This window comes from Mesorhizobium sp. C264A, from assembly GCF_040324515.1.
Taxonomy (GTDB): Bacteria; Pseudomonadota; Alphaproteobacteria; order Rhizobiales; family Rhizobiaceae; genus Mesorhizobium.
Genome location: NZ_JAMYVY010000001.1, coordinates 2,944,155 through 2,959,697, shown reverse-complemented (window position 1 = coordinate 2,959,697; position 15,543 = coordinate 2,944,155). Strand labels below are relative to the sequence as shown.

16 protein-coding genes and 2 pseudogenes are annotated in these 15,543 nt (G+C 63.8%); 12 read left to right on the top strand and 6 right to left on the bottom strand.

The annotated features are described in order from the left end of the window. Positions 1-8 precede the first annotated feature (8 nt). On the top strand, positions 9-2,117 hold the full coding sequence (locus tag NKL04_RS14605; RefSeq protein ID WP_023701890.1) for a molybdopterin-containing oxidoreductase family protein: 2,109 nt from the start codon (positions 9-11) through the stop codon (positions 2,115-2,117). Positions 2,118-2,175: 58 nt separating this feature from the next. Here NKL04_RS14605 and NKL04_RS14600 read toward each other — a convergent pair whose 3' ends face one another. Beyond that, the gene (locus tag NKL04_RS14600; RefSeq protein WP_023684753.1) at positions 2,176-2,652 is read right to left on the bottom strand and encodes an Lrp/AsnC family transcriptional regulator; all 477 of its coding nucleotides are present in this window, start codon (positions 2,650-2,652) and stop codon (positions 2,176-2,178) included. Positions 2,653-2,755: 103 nt separating this feature from the next. On the opposite strand from NKL04_RS14600, the gene NKL04_RS14595 reads away from it, so the two are divergent. From NKL04_RS14595 to NKL04_RS14570, 6 genes and pseudogenes are all read left to right on the top strand, one after another. After that, the gene (locus NKL04_RS14595; RefSeq protein ID WP_023701889.1) at positions 2,756-3,958 is read left to right on the top strand and encodes a diaminopropionate ammonia-lyase; all 1,203 of its coding nucleotides are present in this window, start codon (positions 2,756-2,758) and stop codon (positions 3,956-3,958) included. Between the two features lie 2 nt (positions 3,959-3,960). Further along, positions 3,961-5,208 (top strand): Zn-dependent hydrolase, encoded by a 1,248-nt coding sequence (locus tag NKL04_RS14590; RefSeq protein ID WP_031209579.1) that lies wholly within the window; start codon positions 3,961-3,963, stop codon positions 5,206-5,208. Further along, positions 5,201-6,373 carry an amidohydrolase gene (locus NKL04_RS14585; RefSeq protein ID WP_023701887.1) on the top strand — a complete coding sequence of 391 codons (1,173 nt, stop codon included), beginning with the start codon at positions 5,201-5,203 and terminating at the stop codon, positions 6,371-6,373. The genes NKL04_RS14590 and NKL04_RS14585 overlap by 8 nt, the downstream gene beginning before the upstream one ends. A 96-nt stretch (positions 6,374-6,469) precedes the next feature. Further along, positions 6,470-7,273: an agmatinase gene (gene speB / locus NKL04_RS14580; protein ID WP_023701886.1), complete on the top strand. Its 804-nt coding sequence runs from the start codon at positions 6,470-6,472 to the stop codon at positions 7,271-7,273. Positions 7,274-7,336: 63 nt separating this feature from the next. Next, positions 7,337-8,097, top strand: a pseudogene (gene dapB / locus NKL04_RS14575) (4-hydroxy-tetrahydrodipicolinate reductase); the annotation flags it as partial. A gap of 249 nt (positions 8,098-8,346) precedes the next feature. After that, on the top strand, positions 8,347-8,580 hold the full coding sequence (locus tag NKL04_RS14570; RefSeq protein WP_023701885.1) for a DUF680 domain-containing protein: 234 nt from the start codon (positions 8,347-8,349) through the stop codon (positions 8,578-8,580). A gap of 177 nt (positions 8,581-8,757) precedes the next feature. On the opposite strand, the gene NKL04_RS14565 is transcribed toward NKL04_RS14570, so the two are convergent. The 3 genes from NKL04_RS14565 to purM are packed head-to-tail and all read right to left on the bottom strand — an operon-like array spanning position 8,758 to position 11,088. Beyond that, the gene (locus NKL04_RS14565; RefSeq protein WP_023701884.1) at positions 8,758-9,297 is read right to left on the bottom strand and encodes a SixA phosphatase family protein; all 540 of its coding nucleotides are present in this window, start codon (positions 9,295-9,297) and stop codon (positions 8,758-8,760) included. Positions 9,298-9,304: 7 nt separating this feature from the next. Further along, positions 9,305-10,012: a phosphoribosylglycinamide formyltransferase gene (gene purN / locus NKL04_RS14560; RefSeq protein ID WP_023689060.1), complete on the bottom strand. Its 708-nt coding sequence runs from the start codon at positions 10,010-10,012 to the stop codon at positions 9,305-9,307. Further along, on the bottom strand, positions 10,009-11,088 hold the full coding sequence (gene purM, locus NKL04_RS14555; RefSeq protein ID WP_023743830.1) for a phosphoribosylformylglycinamidine cyclo-ligase: 1,080 nt from the start codon (positions 11,086-11,088) through the stop codon (positions 10,009-10,011). The genes purN and purM overlap by 4 nt, the downstream gene beginning before the upstream one ends. A gap of 187 nt (positions 11,089-11,275) precedes the next feature. Between purM and NKL04_RS14550 the strand changes: the two are divergent. From NKL04_RS14550 to NKL04_RS14530, 5 genes and pseudogenes are all read left to right on the top strand, one after another. Beyond that, a pseudogene (locus tag NKL04_RS14550) lies at positions 11,276-11,817 on the top strand (CDP-alcohol phosphatidyltransferase family protein); the annotation flags it as partial. After that, positions 11,792-12,985 (top strand): AI-2E family transporter, encoded by a 1,194-nt coding sequence (locus tag NKL04_RS14545; RefSeq protein ID WP_352723794.1) that lies wholly within the window; start codon positions 11,792-11,794, stop codon positions 12,983-12,985. The pseudogene NKL04_RS14550 and the gene NKL04_RS14545, both read left to right, overlap by 26 nt. 2 nt (positions 12,986-12,987) lie before the next feature. Beyond that, on the top strand, positions 12,988-13,692 hold the full coding sequence (gene hdaA / locus NKL04_RS14540; protein WP_031209584.1) for a DnaA regulatory inactivator HdaA: 705 nt from the start codon (positions 12,988-12,990) through the stop codon (positions 13,690-13,692). A gap of 320 nt (positions 13,693-14,012) precedes the next feature. Next, on the top strand, positions 14,013-14,270 hold the full coding sequence (locus NKL04_RS14535; RefSeq protein WP_023701880.1) for a type II toxin-antitoxin system Phd/YefM family antitoxin: 258 nt from the start codon (positions 14,013-14,015) through the stop codon (positions 14,268-14,270). After that, positions 14,267-14,650 carry a type II toxin-antitoxin system VapC family toxin gene (locus NKL04_RS14530; protein ID WP_023701879.1) on the top strand — a complete coding sequence of 128 codons (384 nt, stop codon included), beginning with the start codon at positions 14,267-14,269 and terminating at the stop codon, positions 14,648-14,650. Before NKL04_RS14535 ends, NKL04_RS14530 begins: the two co-directional genes overlap by 4 nt. Positions 14,651-14,658: 8 nt before the next feature. Here NKL04_RS14530 and NKL04_RS14525 read toward each other — a convergent pair whose 3' ends face one another. After that, the gene (locus NKL04_RS14525; protein WP_023701878.1) at positions 14,659-14,919 is read right to left on the bottom strand and encodes a hypothetical protein; all 261 of its coding nucleotides are present in this window, start codon (positions 14,917-14,919) and stop codon (positions 14,659-14,661) included. A 249-nt stretch (positions 14,920-15,168) separates the two neighbouring features. Then, the gene (locus NKL04_RS14520; RefSeq protein ID WP_023701877.1) at positions 15,169-15,480 is read right to left on the bottom strand and encodes a hypothetical protein; all 312 of its coding nucleotides are present in this window, start codon (positions 15,478-15,480) and stop codon (positions 15,169-15,171) included. Positions 15,481-15,543: the final 63 nt, after the last annotated feature.

Genomic DNA, 15,543 nt, shown 5'->3' with positions numbered 1-15,543 from the left:
AACGCCGCATGAACCAGCACGCCAAGCTCAGAATCGGCCACTCCGCCTGTCCGCATGATTGCCCTTCGACCTGCGCGCTCGAGGTCGAACTGCTCGATGGCAACCGCATCGGCCGTGTCCATGGCGCCAAGTCCAATACGTATACGGCTGGTGTGGTCTGCGCCAAGGTCGCGCGCTATGCCGATCGTGTCCATCATCCGGACCGACTGCTGAAGCCGCTGATGCGCGCCGGCGCCAAGGGCGACGGCGTCTGGAAGGAATCCAGCTGGGAAGCGGCACTCGACGTCGTCGCCGAGAACTTCATCGCGGCCGAGGAAAAATACGGCTCCGAGACCGTCTGGCCTTATTTCTATGCCGGCACGATGGGGCTGGTGCAGCGCGACGGCATCGACCGGCTGCGCCATGCGAAAAAATACTCCGGCTTCTTCGGCTCGATCTGCACCAATCTGGCCTGGACCGGCTGGATGATGGGAGCGGGCGCCTTGCGCGGTCCCGATCCGCGCGAGATGGCGAAGTCCGACTGCGTGGTGATCTGGGGCACCAATGCCGTGGTCACGCAGGTCAATGTCATGACCCACGCCATCAAGGCGCGGAAGGAGCGTGGCGCCAGGATCGTCGTCATCGATGTCTACGAGAACGCGACGATGAAGCAGGCCGATATAGGCCTTGTGCTGAAGCCCGGCACCGATGGCGCGCTGGCCTGCGCGGTCATGCATGTGCTGTTCAGGGAAGGCATGGCCGACCGCGCCTATCTCGAAAGATGCACCGACGATCCGAAGGGGCTGGAAGCGCATCTGGAGACGCGCACGCCGGAATGGGCTTCCGCCATCACCGGTCTTGCCGTCACCGAGATCGAGGCTTTCGCACGCCTCGTCGGCACGACGAGGAAAACCTATTTCCGCCTCGGCTATGGCTTTGCCCGCCAGCGCAACGGCGCGTTCAACATGCACGCGGCATCCTGCATCGCCGCCGTCACGGGCGCCTGGCAATATGAGGGTGGCGGTGCCTTCCATTCCAATTCCGGCATCTTCAAGCTCAACCAGGATGTGCTGGAAGGCGCCGCGATGCGCGATCCCAATATTCGCCATCTCGACCAGTCGCGCATCGGCCCGGTGCTGACCGGTGCAGCGGACGCGCTCTATGGCGGCCCGCCGGTGACGGCGATGCTGATCCAGAACACCAACCCGGTGAATGTCGCGCCCGAGCAGCGGCTGGTGAAGCAGGGTTTCCTGCGTGACGACTTGTTCACCTGCGTGCACGAGCAGTTCATGACCGACACGGCAAAGCTCGCCGATGTCGTTTTGCCGGCAACGATGTTTCTCGAGCATGACGACGTCTACAAGGGCGGCGGCAACCAGCACATCACGCTTGGTCCCAAGCTGATCGACCCGCCGGAAGGGCCGCGCACCAACCATTTCGTCATCGAGCAATTGGCGCAGCGTCTCGGCGTCTCCGACCGGCCGGGCTTTGGCCTGACCGAGCAGCAGCATATCGACATCATCCTGGGCAAGCGCGGGCTGGGCTCCTTCGCCAGCCTCAAGGAAGACAAATGGGTCGACCTGCAGCCGGATTTCGAGGCGGCGCATTTCATCGATGGTTTCGGCCATGCCGACAAGAAATTCCATTTCCGCGCCAATTGGAGCGGGCAGGCGGCGCCCAACCGGCCGCCGAAAAGCATGGGCCTGTTCGGGCCGGTGGCGGAGCTCCCGGAATTCCCCGACCATGTCGACCTGATCGAGGTCGCGGATGCCGAGCATCCGTTCCGGCTCGCCACATCGCCGGCGCGCAATTTTCTCAATTCGACATTCGCCGAGACACCGGTGTCGAGAGCCAAGGAAGGCCGGCCGGAACTCCTGGTGCATCCGGACGACGCTGCCGCGCTTGGCTTGGGCGACGGCGACCGTATCGAGGTCGGCAACCGGCGCGGCGAGGTGGTGCTGCACGCAAAGCTGTTCGAAGGCCTCAAGCGCGGCGTGGTGATCGCCGAGGGCATCTGGCCAAACAGCGCCCATGAGCGTGGCGAAGGCATCAATGTGCTCACCGGCGCCGACGCACCAGCGCCCTATGGCGGTGCGGCCTTCCACGACAACAAGGTCTGGCTGCGGCCGGCGGGCTAAAGCAATTCCAGGAAAAGTGTGAGCGGTTTTCCGTCCGGAATTGCGTAAAAGAGACTGGCTATCCCGGCAGAGGCACCGTCAGCCCCACCTTGACACGGTCCATGGCAACGAAGGTGCGGAATTTTCGGACATTCTTGCTGTCGAAGAACAGTCTGCGCGTCAGGGCCTCATAGGCCCCCATGTCGGCCGCGGTGATGACTAGGATGAAGTCGGCCTCGCCGGTGACGTAGTAGCATTGCTGCACTTCGGGCTCTGCCGAGAATTGCCGCTTGGCCGCGTCGATCAGGTCCGAGCGTTCGCTCTCCAGTTCGACCTCGACGAAAATGGTGATGGGATGGCCGACCGCCGCCGGGTCGACCACGGCGACATTGCCCGCAATGACGCCGGACTGTTCCATGCGCTTGATGCGCCGCTGCACCGCCGGCGCCGACAGGTTGACGGCTTCGCCGATCAGCCGCTGCGGCATCGTGTTGTCCCGCTGCAGGATGGCAAGGATGGCGAGGTCGAAACTGTCGAGTGAAGGCGATCGAGGCAAAGCGCTATCCTGGCGAAACAAACTTGCATTTCGAAGCGCCAATAACAGCGCTATTTGCGCCTCGGCTGCAATATGATTTCGTCACACCCAAAGGAGGCCACCCGTGTTCCTGCTCAACAGCAATGCCTTGCACCGTCGGCCGCTCGATCCGGTCGATGCCGAAACGCTGGGGAATGCCGGTGCCGATACGGTCGAGCGCTTTCTTGCCCATCGCGACAATCACCTGGCAACTCCGTTGCATGCATTGCCGACGCTGGCCGGCGAACTCGGCCTCGGCTCCGTCCACATCAAGGATGAAGGCTTTCGCCTCGGTCTCGGCAGTTTCAAGGCGCTCGGCGGCGCCTATGCCGTTTTTCGACTGGTGCTGGAGGAGGCGAGCCGATCGCTTCATCGGCCCGTTGACGTGGCCGATCTCAACCGGTTCGACGTCCGGGCGGTCGCTGCCGGCATGACGGTTGCCTGCGCCACCGACGGCAATCATGGCCGCTCGGTCGCGCAAGGTGCACAGTTGGTAGGCGCGAAAGCGGCAATCTTCGTTCACGCCGGCGTCAGCGAGGCGCGCATTGCAGCAATAGCCCGCTATGGCGCCGAGATGATCCGCGTCGACGGCAATTATGACGACTCGGTCAGGCAGGCCGCCGAGGTTTCAGCGGAGCAAGGCTGGACCGTGGTGTCCGACACCTCCTGGCCGGGCTACGAGCGCATCCCCGGTCTGGTCATGCAGGGCTATACGGCGATCGTGCGCGAAGCGTTGGGCCAGTTGCCGCAGCCGCCGACCCATGTCTTCGTGCAGGCCGGTGTCGGCGGCATTGCCGCCGCCCTGGCCGGCCATCTCGCCATCGTGCTCGGTGACGCCAGGCCGACCTTCATCGTCGTCGAGCCGGCCCGCGCCGCCTGCGTTGTCGCAGCCGCCCGGGCGGGCCACGTGGTCAAGGTCGCACACGACCAGCCGACGGTGATGGCGATGCTCGAATGCTACGAGGCCTCGCAAGTTGCCTGGCGCGTTCTGGCGCGGGTTGCCGATGCCTTCATGACGGTGGATGAGGAGGAGGCGGTCGCGGTGATGCGGCGGCTGGCACGGCCGGCTGGCAATGATCCAGTGATCGTCGCCGGCGAAAGCGGCGGCGTCGGTCTGGCCGGGCTGATCCGGGCGGTGGCCGACCACAAGGCCGCTCTCGGGTTCGACGACAAATCCCGCGTGCTTGTAATCAACACCGAAGGCGCCACAGACCCGCACCGCTATACCGAGCTGGTCGGGCAGAGCCCCGCCGATGTGCTGGCCGGCAAGCTGAAGGCCGAGGCATAGCCATGATCGGGATCGATGCACAGCGTCTGCTTGGCCGCATCCGGGAACTCGCCGCCGTTGGCCGCGACAGTGAGGATAGGCTGATCCGGCTCGCCGCCTCCGACACAGACAAACAGGGCCGTGACCTCTTTGTCGGCTGGCTCAGGCAGGCCAGGCTGGAAGTCGCCATCGACCGGGTCGGTAATATCTTCGGCATCTGGCAAAGCCCCGACAATGCCGGGCAGGCGCCGCTGCTCATCGGTTCGCATATCGACACCGTTATCGATGCCGGCATCTATGATGGCTGCTACGGCGTGCTGGCCGGGCTGGAGGTGATCGAGACGCTGCAGGCTTCGGGCTTTTCGCCGTCGCGCCCGGTTGCGGTCGCCTCTTTCACCAATGAGGAAGGTGTGCGCTACACGCCTGACATGATGGGCTCGCTATGCCATGCCGGTGGCGTCAGTGCCGAGGCCGTGCTGGCCGCCATCGGCACGGATGGCAGCGTGCTCGGCCAGGAGCTCGCCCGCATCGGCTATGCCGGCGACCGCGAACCCGGCTTCCTCAAGCCGCATGCCTATCTCGAACTTCATATCGAGCAGGGGCCGGTGCTGGAGCGTGAAGGCGTGCCGATCGGCGCGGTCGAGAATTTGCAAGGCATTTCCTGGCAGCGCATCACCATCGACGGCGCCGCCAACCATGCCGGCACCACGCCGATGTCGATGCGCAGCGACGCCGGCCACGCCGCCGCCCGCATCATCACCTTCCTGCACGATCGGGCCAGGGCTTCAAATGGGCCAACCGTGGCCACGGTCGGCACGATGCGCTTCGAACCCAACGCCATCAACGTCATTCCCGCGCGCGCCGTCTTCACCATCGACCTGCGCGATCCCGACGAACAGCGCCTGCAGGCGCATGAGGCGGCCCTTGCTGCCTATCTCGAGGAGCTTGAGGTTTCGGAGAACGTATCGATCTCGGTCGAGCGGCTCGCCCGCTTCGAACCGGTGCTGTTCGACATCGGCATCGTCGAACTGATCGAGGCGGCCGCGAAGAACCGCGGTCTCGGCGTCAGGCGCATGACATCGGGCGCCGGCCATGACGCGCAGATGATGGCCCGCCTCGCGCCGGCGGCAATGATCTTCGTGCCGAGCGCCGGTGGCATCAGCCACAATTCGCGCGAACACACTGAAGATGCCGAGCTTGTCGCCGGCGCCAACATCCTGCTTGATGTCGCCAGTGAGCTTGCAAAAGAGGTCGGGGAGAAAAATGGCTGAACTCGATCGTGATGCGCTGAAGCGGGAGATGACGGGCTGGCGGCGCGATTTGCACGCGCACCCCGAGTTCGGTTTCGAGGAAAAGCGCACCGCTGGCTTTGTCGCCGCGAAGCTGCGCGAATTCGGGCTGGACGACGTTGCAGAGGGGGTCGGCGGCACCGGCATCGTCGGCACGTTGAAGCGCGGCAGCGGCAACCGGGCGATTGCGCTCAGGGCCGACATGGATGCGCTGCGGATCACCGAGCAGTCCGCGACAGCCTATGGCTCGCAGAACCCCGGCATCATGCATGCCTGCGGCCATGACGGCCACACCACCATGCTGCTCGGCGCGGCAAAGCTGCTCGCCGCCGAGGGCGGTTTCGACGGCACCGTGCGTTTCGTTTTCCAGCCGGCCGAGGAGTGGGGCAAGGGCGCGCTGGCAATGCTCGATGACGGGCTGCTGCAGCGCTTCCCCTTCGACGAGATCTTTGGCCTGCACAACATGCCGGGCCTGCCCATTGGACATTTCGAGACCCGTGCCGGCCCGTTCATGTCGGCGGAGGACAATTTCGAGATCGTGCTCAAGGGGATCGGCGGCCATGCGGCGCGGCCACATTCGGGCAATGAAACACTGGTCGCCGCCTGCGCGCTGGTCACCAATCTGCAAACCATCGTCTCGCGCCGGCTGAGTCCCGCCGACATTTCGGTGGTTTCGGTGACCGAGCTGATCACCGACGGCACCCGCAACGCATTGCCCGGCCTCGCCCGCATCCTCGGTGACGCCCGCAGTTTTCGTCCCGAGGTCAGCGCCGAGATCGAGCGCCAGATGCGGGTCATCGCGGCGGGCACCGCCGCTGCCTACAATGTCACCGCCGACGTGACCTATAGCAGGGAATTCGTGCCGCTGCAGAACGATGCCGACCTGGTGGACGCGGCCTTTGTCGCCGCAAGGCGCGTGCTGGCCGATGGAGCCGCCAGCATCGCGGCGGAGCCGATGACCGCCTCGGAGGATTTCGCCCGCTTCCTCGATCACGTACCGGGCTGCTTCGTCTTTCTCGGCAATGGCGAGACCTCGCCGCCGCTGCACAATTCCAGCTACGACTTCAACGATGACGGGCTGTTGCATGGCACGGATTTCCATATCGCGATCGTCAGGCAAAGACTGGGCGGCGCGATCGGGAAATGACGCCTGATCGCCTTCGCAACTGGCCCAAGCGGCACTGCTATCGCCAGCCAGCTCCCGGGTTTAGGGAGATGGCCTGTTGCCGGAGATCGCACGCCGATGGCCAGGGTTTCGCTTCTGGGAATACCGCATGACGAGAACTCGTCCTATCTCAAGGGCGCGGCCGCAGCGCCGTCCCTGATCCGGCGGGAACTCAAAAACGACGCGCACAGCTCGTGGAGCGAAACCGGCTTCGATGTGGCGGACCGTTTCGTCGACCACGGCGACATCGACTTTTCAGGCGACGGCGATCCGTGGGAGCGAATCGAGGCCGAGGTCGGCCGCGCGCTGGATGCCGGCCACCCGTTGATCAGCCTCGGTGGCGATCATGCCATCGCCTGGCCGGTGCTGCGTGCCGTGCGCCGCCGCCATGCCAGGCTAACGATCGTCCAGATCGACGCTCATCCCGACATCTACGATGCCTATCAGGACAACAGGCGATCGCACACCTCGTCCTTCGCGCGCATCCTGGAGGAGGGGCTGGCTGACCGGCTGATCCAGATCGGCCTGCGCACCCTCAATGATGAGCTTCGTGACCAGCTCAAGCGCTTCGGCGTCGAAATGATCGAGGCGCGGCATTTCAGCGAGGATCTGCAGCTCGATCTCAAGACGCCGGTCTATCTCTCGGTCGATCTCGACGGCCTCGACCCGGCTTGTGCGCCCGGCGTGTCGCACCGCGAACCCGGTGGTCTTACAACCCGGCAAGTGATCAACCTGATCCAGCGGATCGACCAGCCCATCGTCGGCGCCGATGTCGTCGAATACAATGCAAGCCAGGATGTCTCCAATCTCACCGCGCTGGTTGCCGCCAAGCTGGTCAAGGAGATCGCCGGCATGATGCTCAAGACGCATGGCGCCGGCTGAATCAATCTGGCAGGGCGGCATGGTAGATCATTTTTGTGACTCGCATTTCCAGTGAAAGCCGCCATGCCGCATCTGTTGAAGATAGCCATAGCCGGTGCGCTCGGCCGCATGGGCAGGGAGATGGCGCTGGCCGTCGAGACCGATCCCAGGCTGGCGCTCGTCGCCCGCTTTCACAGGCCGGGCAGCATCGGTGAGGGGCTGGTCGAGCGCGACGAAGCACTGGCGCTTGCGGATGTCGTCATCGATTTCACCACGCCTTCGGCCTCCGTCGATCTTGCACAAGCTTGCGCGGCCCGCGGCGGCCCGGCGCTGGTCATCGGCTCGACCGGCTTCGAGCCGGCCGATCTCGCCGCCATCGCTGCTGCTTCGAAGTCCGTCGCCATCGTCCGCTCCGGCAGCTACTCGCTCGGGCTCAACATGCTGGCCGGGCTGGTCGAGCAGGCGGCGCGAGCACTTGGTCCCGACACCGACATCGAAATCCTGGAAGCGCATCACCGCATGAAGGTCGACGCACCGTCGGGCACGGCGCTGATGCTGGGCGAGGCGGCCGCTCGCGGACATGGCGTCAGGCTGGACGATGTGGCGAAACGCATCCGCGACGGCGTTACAGGTCCACGCCCTGCCGGCGAGATCGGCTTTGCCGTGCTGCGCGGCGGCAGCATCGTCGGCGAGCACAGCGTGAGCTTGCTGGCCGAGGGCGAGACGCTCACGCTTTCCCATTCGGCCGGCGACCGCTCGATGTTCGCGCGCGGCGCCATTGCGGCAGCACGTTGGGTCGCCGTCCGGCCGCCCGCGAATAGGACATGCGCGACGTACTAGGTTTCACGACCTTCGAGATGCAAAGGGTAACGCAACGAGGGGCGTTGCGAGGTCGGAGCCGCCTGGAGAATAGAATATAGCAACAACTACGCCATTCGGCGCCTTCCAAGACCGAACCGAACGGTTCGGTTCGCACATTTTTGTGATTGGCAATGGCAGCAACGCACACCCATTTCGGGGTGGTCCGAGCGACGCGAATTCCTCCCAAGGCACGCCACTTGACGGACAGAACTGAAAAATCTGGATTACCTGAAATGACCAAGATCGCACTTACCGCTGCTGCCATCCTCCTTGCCACCGGCACCGCTTTCGCAGGCAGCGACCACTACGGCTCCGACGGCGTCAACCAGCCTGCTGTGACAGCGCCCGCCGGCAACATCGATCACAGTTATACCGCCTCAATCCGCAAGCCGGCCAGCCTCGGCGATTTCACGATCAAGGGCGACTCGAACCAGCCGCAATCCGGCCAGGGCATCTGGGGTCGTTGATTTTCTGAGAAATCGACGACCACAAAGAGCGGTGGGCCTGGCCCACCGCTCTTGGTTTTATGTAATTGACTCTGGGCCGCAAAGATCTTGAATCAATCCGCCAGCAGTTGGTCTTATGTCCTTGATTGCGTGGTCTTTTCAAAACACGGTTTGCGGCTGTCACCTGCGGCTAGCCCGTTAGGCAGCTTGGTCTAGCTTTATATCCTTCGGCTTGATGCAATGCGTCAACCGGGCCGCGCCGAAGCCGAGATCCGCCCAATCGCCGTCGATGACAAAGCGGGCAAGGGCGCCGGTCGGGAGTTTCTCTTCAAGTTTCCTTAGAGCAGCCACACCCGATCGCGGACCGGCGAGCCGGCGGGCAAAGTCCTCCAGGCCGGGATTATGGCCGAGCACCAGGAGACAGCTAGCCGATGCGACTGCCTGCTGCACCTCGGCCAGAATGTCGCCAGCCGTGGCTTCGAAAAGCGCCTCGGCGAACTCCACCGTTACGCTCGCCGAAAGTTCCGCCGAGACCAGCCGCCATGTCTCGCGCGTGCGCAGCGCCGGCGACACCAGCGCCAGGTCAGGCAGCCAACTGCGCCGGGCCAGTTCGCGCCCCATCAGCGGCGCCGTCTTCAGCCCGCGCGGCCCGAGCGGCCGGTCGAAATCAGCAAGCGCCGGGTCGTCCCAGCTCGACTTGGCGTGGCGCAGCAGGAGCAATTGTCTCGGTGTCGCCAATGTCGGCCTACGGCGTGATCCGCGCCAGATGTTCGAGATCGCGTTCTTCGCGCAGCGGGTCGGGCGCCATCACCACGGAAGTTCCGTTTTCGGCATCGTCGGCGAAATGGGCCAGCACGGTGCGACCGCCTTCCATGTGCGCCTTGCCGTCAGCGACCAGCCCGAGCGCCAGTGCATAAAGCCGGTGCTCGGCCTTCAGCACTCTGGCGGCCAGCGTGTCTTCGTTGTCGCCGACCATCACCGGCACCGCTGCCTGCGCGATGATCGGGCCGTCATCCATCTCTGATGTGACGAAATGCACCGTGCAGCCATGAATGCGAATGCCGGCGCGCAGGGCGCGCGCATGCGTATCGAGCCCTTTGAAGGCCGGCAGCAGGGCAGGGTGGATGTTGAGCATGCGCCCTTGCCACTTCTCGACCAGGCCGCGGGAGAGAATGCGCAGATAGCCGGCCAGCGCCACGATCTCGGCATTGAACGCAATCAGCGCGGCGTCGATCGCCGCATCATGGGCTTCCTTGCTGGCATGGTCGGCGCGCACGATGACCTTGGTCGGGATACCGCGCGCGGCCGCGATGCCGAGGCCGGCGGCGTTGGCCCGGTCGGAAATGACGCCAACGATCTCGGCGGGATAGGCCGGGTCGCTCGCCGCCGCGATCAGCGCCGTCATGTTCGAGCCGCGTCCCGAGATCAGAACAACCGTGCGTTTCCTGCTCATAGGCCGATCGAGCCCCGATAGATGACGCCGGCGTCGCGGCGCGGAACGATGCGGCCGATCGGCGTCACAGTCTCGCCGGCCTCCTGCAGCACGGCTGCGACCTGTGCCGCCTGGCCGGAGGCGACGACGAGGATCATGCCGATGCCGCAGTTGAAGGTGCGCATCATCTCCTCCGGCGCCACGCCGCCAGTCTTCGCCAGCCAGGAAAACACCGGCGGCACATCGATGGCATTGAGATCGAGTTCTGCGGAAAAGTCCTTCGGCAGGACGCGCGGAATGTTTTCGGGAAAGCCGCCGCCGGTGATATGGGCCAGCGCCTTGATGCCATGCGTGTTGCGGATCGCCTTCAAGATCGACTTCACATAGATGCGGGTCGGCTCGAGCAGCGCTTCGGCAAGCGTCGCCTCATCGTTGAACGGCGCCGGATCGCTCCAGGCAAGCCCGCTGACGCCAACGATGCGGCGCACCAGCGAAAAGCCATTGGAATGCAGGCCCGAGGAAGCCAGGCCAAGCAGCACGTCGCCTTCGACGATATCGTCGGTCGGCAGCAACTGGCCGCGTTCGGCAGCACCGACGGCGAAACCGGCAAGGTCGTAATCCTTGTCGTTATACATGCCGGGCATTTCGGCGGTCTCGCCGCCGATCAGCGCGCAGCCGGCCTGTCGGCAGCCGATTGCTATGCCGCCGACGATTGCCGTCCCCTGGTCGGGGTCGAGCTTGCCGGTGGCGAAATAGTCGAGGAAGAACAGTGGCTCGGCGCCCTGCACGACGATGTCGTTGACGCACATGGCGACGAGGTCGATGCCGATCGTGTCGTGCTTGCCGGCATCGATGGCGATCTTCAGCTTGGTGCCGACGCCGTCATTGGCGGCAACCAGCACCGGATCCGTGAAACCCGCCGCCTTGAGGTCGAACAGGCCGCCAAAACCGCCGATCTCGCCATCGGCGCCCGGCCGGCGCGTCGCGCGCACCAGCGGCTTGATCTTCTCGACCATGAGGTTGCCGGCATCGATGTCGACGCCCGCCTCGGCATAGGTGAGCCCGTTCTTGCGCTTGGCCCGGTCGCCCTTGCTCATCGTCGGCGCATCCCTGTTTCGCTCGGCGGCTCTTCGCATGAATGGTTTCGGGGGGCAAGGATGACGACAGGATACCGGGCTTTTGCCCAAGATAAATACGTGGACAGTCGCCCCTTCACCGCTGGTCCTTGCAGCCACAATCCATCTCCATCATCTATCTGCAGAACAAGCATGGCGGGACATGCCTTTGACCATTCCCAACCTCATCACCATCCTGCGCTTCGTGCTGGTGCTGGCGATGCTGAACATGCGCTGGGACTGGGCCTTTGCCGGATTTCTCGTTGCCGGAATTTCCGATGGCGTCGACGGCTTCATCGCCCGCCGCTTCAACCAGCATTCGAAACTCGGCGCCTATCTCGATCCGATGGCCGACAAGGTGCTTCTGGTCTCGGTGTTCGTGGTCATGGGCTTCATCGGGCAATTGCCGCTGTGGCTGGTGGTGACCATGGTGTCACGCGATGCGCTGATCATCTGCGCCGTGCTTTTGTCCACGGTCATGGCGCATCCGGTCGAGATGAAGCCGCTCTATGTGTCGGAGGCCAACACCGCCGCCCAGATCGTGCTGGCGCCGTGGTGCTGGGCGAACTTGCCCTTGGCCTCCACCTCGACCCGCTCAGGCCTGCGCTCATATTGCTGTCCGGGGTCTTGACCGTGGCTTCGGCCGCGGCCTATCTCGTGGCTTGGCTGAGGCATATGAGCGGCTATGGCGAAGGCTCCACCCAGGGTAGTTTACAAGAATGCCGCGACTGCCGCGTTAGCAGACGCGGCTGCGTCCCTGGCGTTTCGCCGCCAGATTTTCTTCTGGCTGGGTACGGCAATCTTCCTGGCGCTGTTCCTCTACATTTTTTCCAGCATCCTGTTGCCGTTCGTTGCCGGCATGGTGCTGGCCTATTTTCTCGACCCGGTCGCCGACCGGCTGCAACGCCTCGGCCTCTCCCGGCTGATGGCGACGGTGGTCATCCTGATTGCCTTCATCGTCCTTTTGGTGCTGGCCTTCGTCATCCTGGTTCCGGTACTGGCCACGCAGATGGCCGATTTCGCCAGCAAGCTGCCGGAATATCTGACCCGGCTGCAGTCGCTGATCACCAGCTTCGATCCGAAATGGCTGGAGCAGAAATTCGGCGTCAATGCCAATGGCCTGCGCGACGGGCTGAATTCGCTGCTCACTTCCGGTTTCGGCCTGCTGAGCACCGTCTTCACCTCGATCTGGAGTTCCGGCGTTGCTCTGGTGTCGGTGGTCAGCCTGTTCGTGGTCACTCCGGTTGTCGCTTTCTACATGCTGCTCGACTGGGATCGCATGGTGGCGGTCGTCGACAGCTGGGTGCCGCGCGATTATGTCGGGACGGTCAGGGCGATCTCCAGGGACATCAACACCGCGACCGCCGGCTTCGTGCGCGGCCAGGGCACGCTGTGCCTGGTGCTCGGCGGCATGTATGCCACCGGCCTGACGCTGACCGGGCTGAATTTCGCCATCCTCATCGGCGTCTTCGCCGGGCTGATCTCGTTCATCCCTTATGTCGGCTCGCTGACCGGACTGGTCCTGGCCGTCGGCGTCGCCTTCGTCCAGTTCTGGCCGGACTGGACCATGATCGTTGCTGTCGCCGTGGTGTTCTTCATCGGCCAGTTCATCGAAGGCAACATCCTGCAGCCCAGATTGGTCGGAAAAAGCGTCGGCCTGCACCCGGTCTGGCTGATGTTTGCGCTGTTCGCTTTCGGCGCCCTGTTCGGCTTCGTCGGCCTTTTGATCGCCGTTCCTGCTTCGGCGGCGGTTGCCGTGCTGGTGCGGTTTGCCATTGCCCGCTATCTCGAATCGCCGCTCTACAAGGGACACTCCACCGAGCCCGTCCCGCCGCTGCCCGCCGCTCGCGGCGGCGGCCACCGGTCGCCGCGCGGCTGAACGTGACGGATCATAAGACCGAACCGCCGCGCCAACTGCCGCTCGACCTTGGCCACGGCACCGGCTACTCGCGCGACGAACTGGTGGTGTCGGCCACCAACCGCGAGGCGGCAGCCCTTGTCGATCGCTGGCCGGACTGGCCGTCGCCGGTGATCGTGCTCGCTGGCCCGGCCGGTTCCGGCAAGACACATCTGGGCTCGATCTGGCAGGCGCGGGCCAACGCTGTGGCGGTCGATGCCCAGCGCATCGGCAATGCCATCACCGGGCTTGGCGGCAGGCCCGCGCTGATCGACGATGTCGACAAGACAGCCATCGACGAGGCGGGCCTGTTCCATCTCATCAATGAAGTGCGCGGCGCCGGGGCCACCTTGCTGTTGACGGCGCGGCGCTTCCCCGCCGCCTGGAGGGTGACGTTGCCCGATCTTGCCTCGCGGCTGAAGGCGGCGGCAACCGTCGAGATCCATGAGCCGGACGATTTGCTTCTGGCCGGTGTCATCACCAAACTCTTCGCCGACCGCCAGGTCGAGGTCGAGCCGCATGTCGTGCAATATCTGGTGCGCCGCATCGAGCGCTCGCTGGCCACCGCCATGCGCGTGGTCGAGCGCCTCGACCGCACCGCGCTCGAGCGCAAGACGCCGATCACCAGGGCGCTCGCCGCCGAAACCGTCAGCGCAATGGACGAAGGGCAGGGCGAGTTCGAGGTGTAGGCAGTGGAAGGAGAAGACTCCGCTCCTGTCCCATTTCGAGAAGAAACCTCTGGCACCCATCTTGCAACACTGCGTTTGCCGGCTGACCCCGGTCCTGATCGCGTTCCTGATCGGGTTGTAGGCTCGCCGGGAGTGATGATTGGGGTTCTCGCCCGGCGAGCTTACCTTCAGATAGAATCGCCGCAAGGCCTACGATTGCGCGCCAGCTGTCATTCAGACTTCACCAAACCGCAAGATCTTATCGTCCTGCATTGAAATGGACCATTAGATGGTCTACTTCTTGAATATGGACCAGAGCATGGTCCATAAAGGAGTGGTCAATGCAGGTATCCGTTACAGACGCCAAGGGGCAGCTCACCGAACTGGTCCGTCGTGCCGAGGCGGGTGATGAAGTTATCCTGACCCGTCATGGTCATGCAGCCGTGCGCCTTGTTCCCATGAAGGCTGTCCCTGACAGGAAAAGCCGCCGGGCATTACTGGAGGCAATGCGAGCATCCGGCGCTGCCAAGGCAAAGACCGGGTCGGATGCCGCGCGGAGCCAGGACTTCCTCTATGGCGACGATGGCCTGCCCGAATGATCGTGGTCGATACCTCGGCCCTGATGGCGATCGTTCTTGCCGAACCTCAATCCAGTGCCTGCATAGCGGCGCTGGAAGCCGAAGACGATATTTTGATCTCGGCTGGCACAGTGGCCGAGGCGCTGATCGTGGCGGACAGGCGCAATGTCGGTGAGGAAATGGCCGGCCTGATCGGCGGGCTCGGCTTCGAGGTCACGGCGGTGACACCAGCCTCTGGCCGGCGCATAGCCGAGGCGTATGGGAAATGGGGCAAGGGTATTCATCCGGCCGGGCTCAATTTCGGCGATTGCTTTGCCTATGAAGTGGCAAAGGATCGAGCCTGCCGCTTGCTCTATGTTGGCGACGATTTTTCGAAGACCGATATCGAGAGCGCTCTATAGAGCTACGTTTATGCCCACAACGCCGCCAGATACCGGACCAGCAGATAGACCACCGTATGCGCTGCCACGTAGCACGCGGCAACGACGACAAAGAACAGCACGCTGGCGGGCCACGAGCGGGGAGGGCCTTGCCTCTTGCTCGGCCGGTTGTTCCAGATCCACAGGGCCGCACAGATAATGGCCCAGACGACGACGAACGGAACCGTGATGCCGATGTAAGCGAAGTACGCAGGGCCAATCAGCGAAAGCCATGCCTCGAGACCAAGCATCCAGAATCTCCCCTTTGGAAGCGAGGGGATTATCCCTGCGTCGGATTTTCAGCCAAACCCGCCGAAGGGTGCTGTTCGATGATACGGGCGCCTGATGCATGTCGCTCAAGTGGCCCCGGTTTTGAGAGAACCACATGCATCAAACAAGACCTCAAGCGCGTCGCGTGAGTCCGTTCAAATGAGACGCGCTTTAGGTCAGATTGGTGCTCCGGCCGCCAACTCGGCCGTAGCAGGTCTAAAGCGATCGGATCAGCCGCAGACCCTGACCTCTTCGACGACCCTGTGGTGATGGCGCCAGTGCCTGACCAGTTCGATATGGCAGCGGTGATGGCGGTGGTGGCGCCTCCATTGGCCATCCTGGTTGTCGCTGTAGTCGTCGCCATAGTCGTCGCTATAGTCTTTGTGGCGCTGGTGATGGCGAAGAACCTGTATATCGCCATCGTCGGACGAATATTGATCGCCGTCATCGGACTGGATAGTCAGACTGGCGGCTTGCGCCGGTGCGATCAAAGCCGCCGTTCCGGCGAACGCGATCATGGAGGCGACGAGAAGGGTTTTCATTGTTGGCTCCTTGGGTTGAACATACACAACTCTCGGAGCGAACTGGTGTTCCAATGTAGGGTC

Coding starts and splice junctions, on each gene's coding strand:
- NKL04_RS14605 (WP_023701890.1), top strand. CDS start 9: ATGAACCAGCACGCCAAGCTCAGAATCGGCCACTCCGCCTGTCCGCAT.
- NKL04_RS14590 (WP_031209579.1), top strand. CDS start 3,961: ATGATCGGGATCGATGCACAGCGTCTGCTTGGCCGCATCCGGGAACTC.
- NKL04_RS14585 (WP_023701887.1), top strand. CDS start 5,201: ATGGCTGAACTCGATCGTGATGCGCTGAAGCGGGAGATGACGGGCTGG.
- speB (WP_023701886.1), top strand. CDS start 6,470: ATGGCCAGGGTTTCGCTTCTGGGAATACCGCATGACGAGAACTCGTCC.
- NKL04_RS14570 (WP_023701885.1), top strand. CDS start 8,347: ATGACCAAGATCGCACTTACCGCTGCTGCCATCCTCCTTGCCACCGGC.
- purN (WP_023689060.1), bottom strand. CDS start 10,012: ATGAGCAGGAAACGCACGGTTGTTCTGATCTCGGGACGCGGCTCGAAC.
- purM (WP_023743830.1), bottom strand. CDS start 11,088: ATGAGCAAGGGCGACCGGGCCAAGCGCAAGAACGGGCTCACCTATGCC.
- NKL04_RS14545 (WP_352723794.1), top strand. CDS start 11,792: ATGGCGAAGGCTCCACCCAGGGTAGTTTACAAGAATGCCGCGACTGCC.
- NKL04_RS14535 (WP_023701880.1), top strand. CDS start 14,013: ATGCAGGTATCCGTTACAGACGCCAAGGGGCAGCTCACCGAACTGGTC.
- NKL04_RS14530 (WP_023701879.1), top strand. CDS start 14,267: ATGATCGTGGTCGATACCTCGGCCCTGATGGCGATCGTTCTTGCCGAA.
- NKL04_RS14525 (WP_023701878.1), bottom strand. CDS start 14,919: ATGCTTGGTCTCGAGGCATGGCTTTCGCTGATTGGCCCTGCGTACTTC.
- NKL04_RS14520 (WP_023701877.1), bottom strand. CDS start 15,480: ATGAAAACCCTTCTCGTCGCCTCCATGATCGCGTTCGCCGGAACGGCG.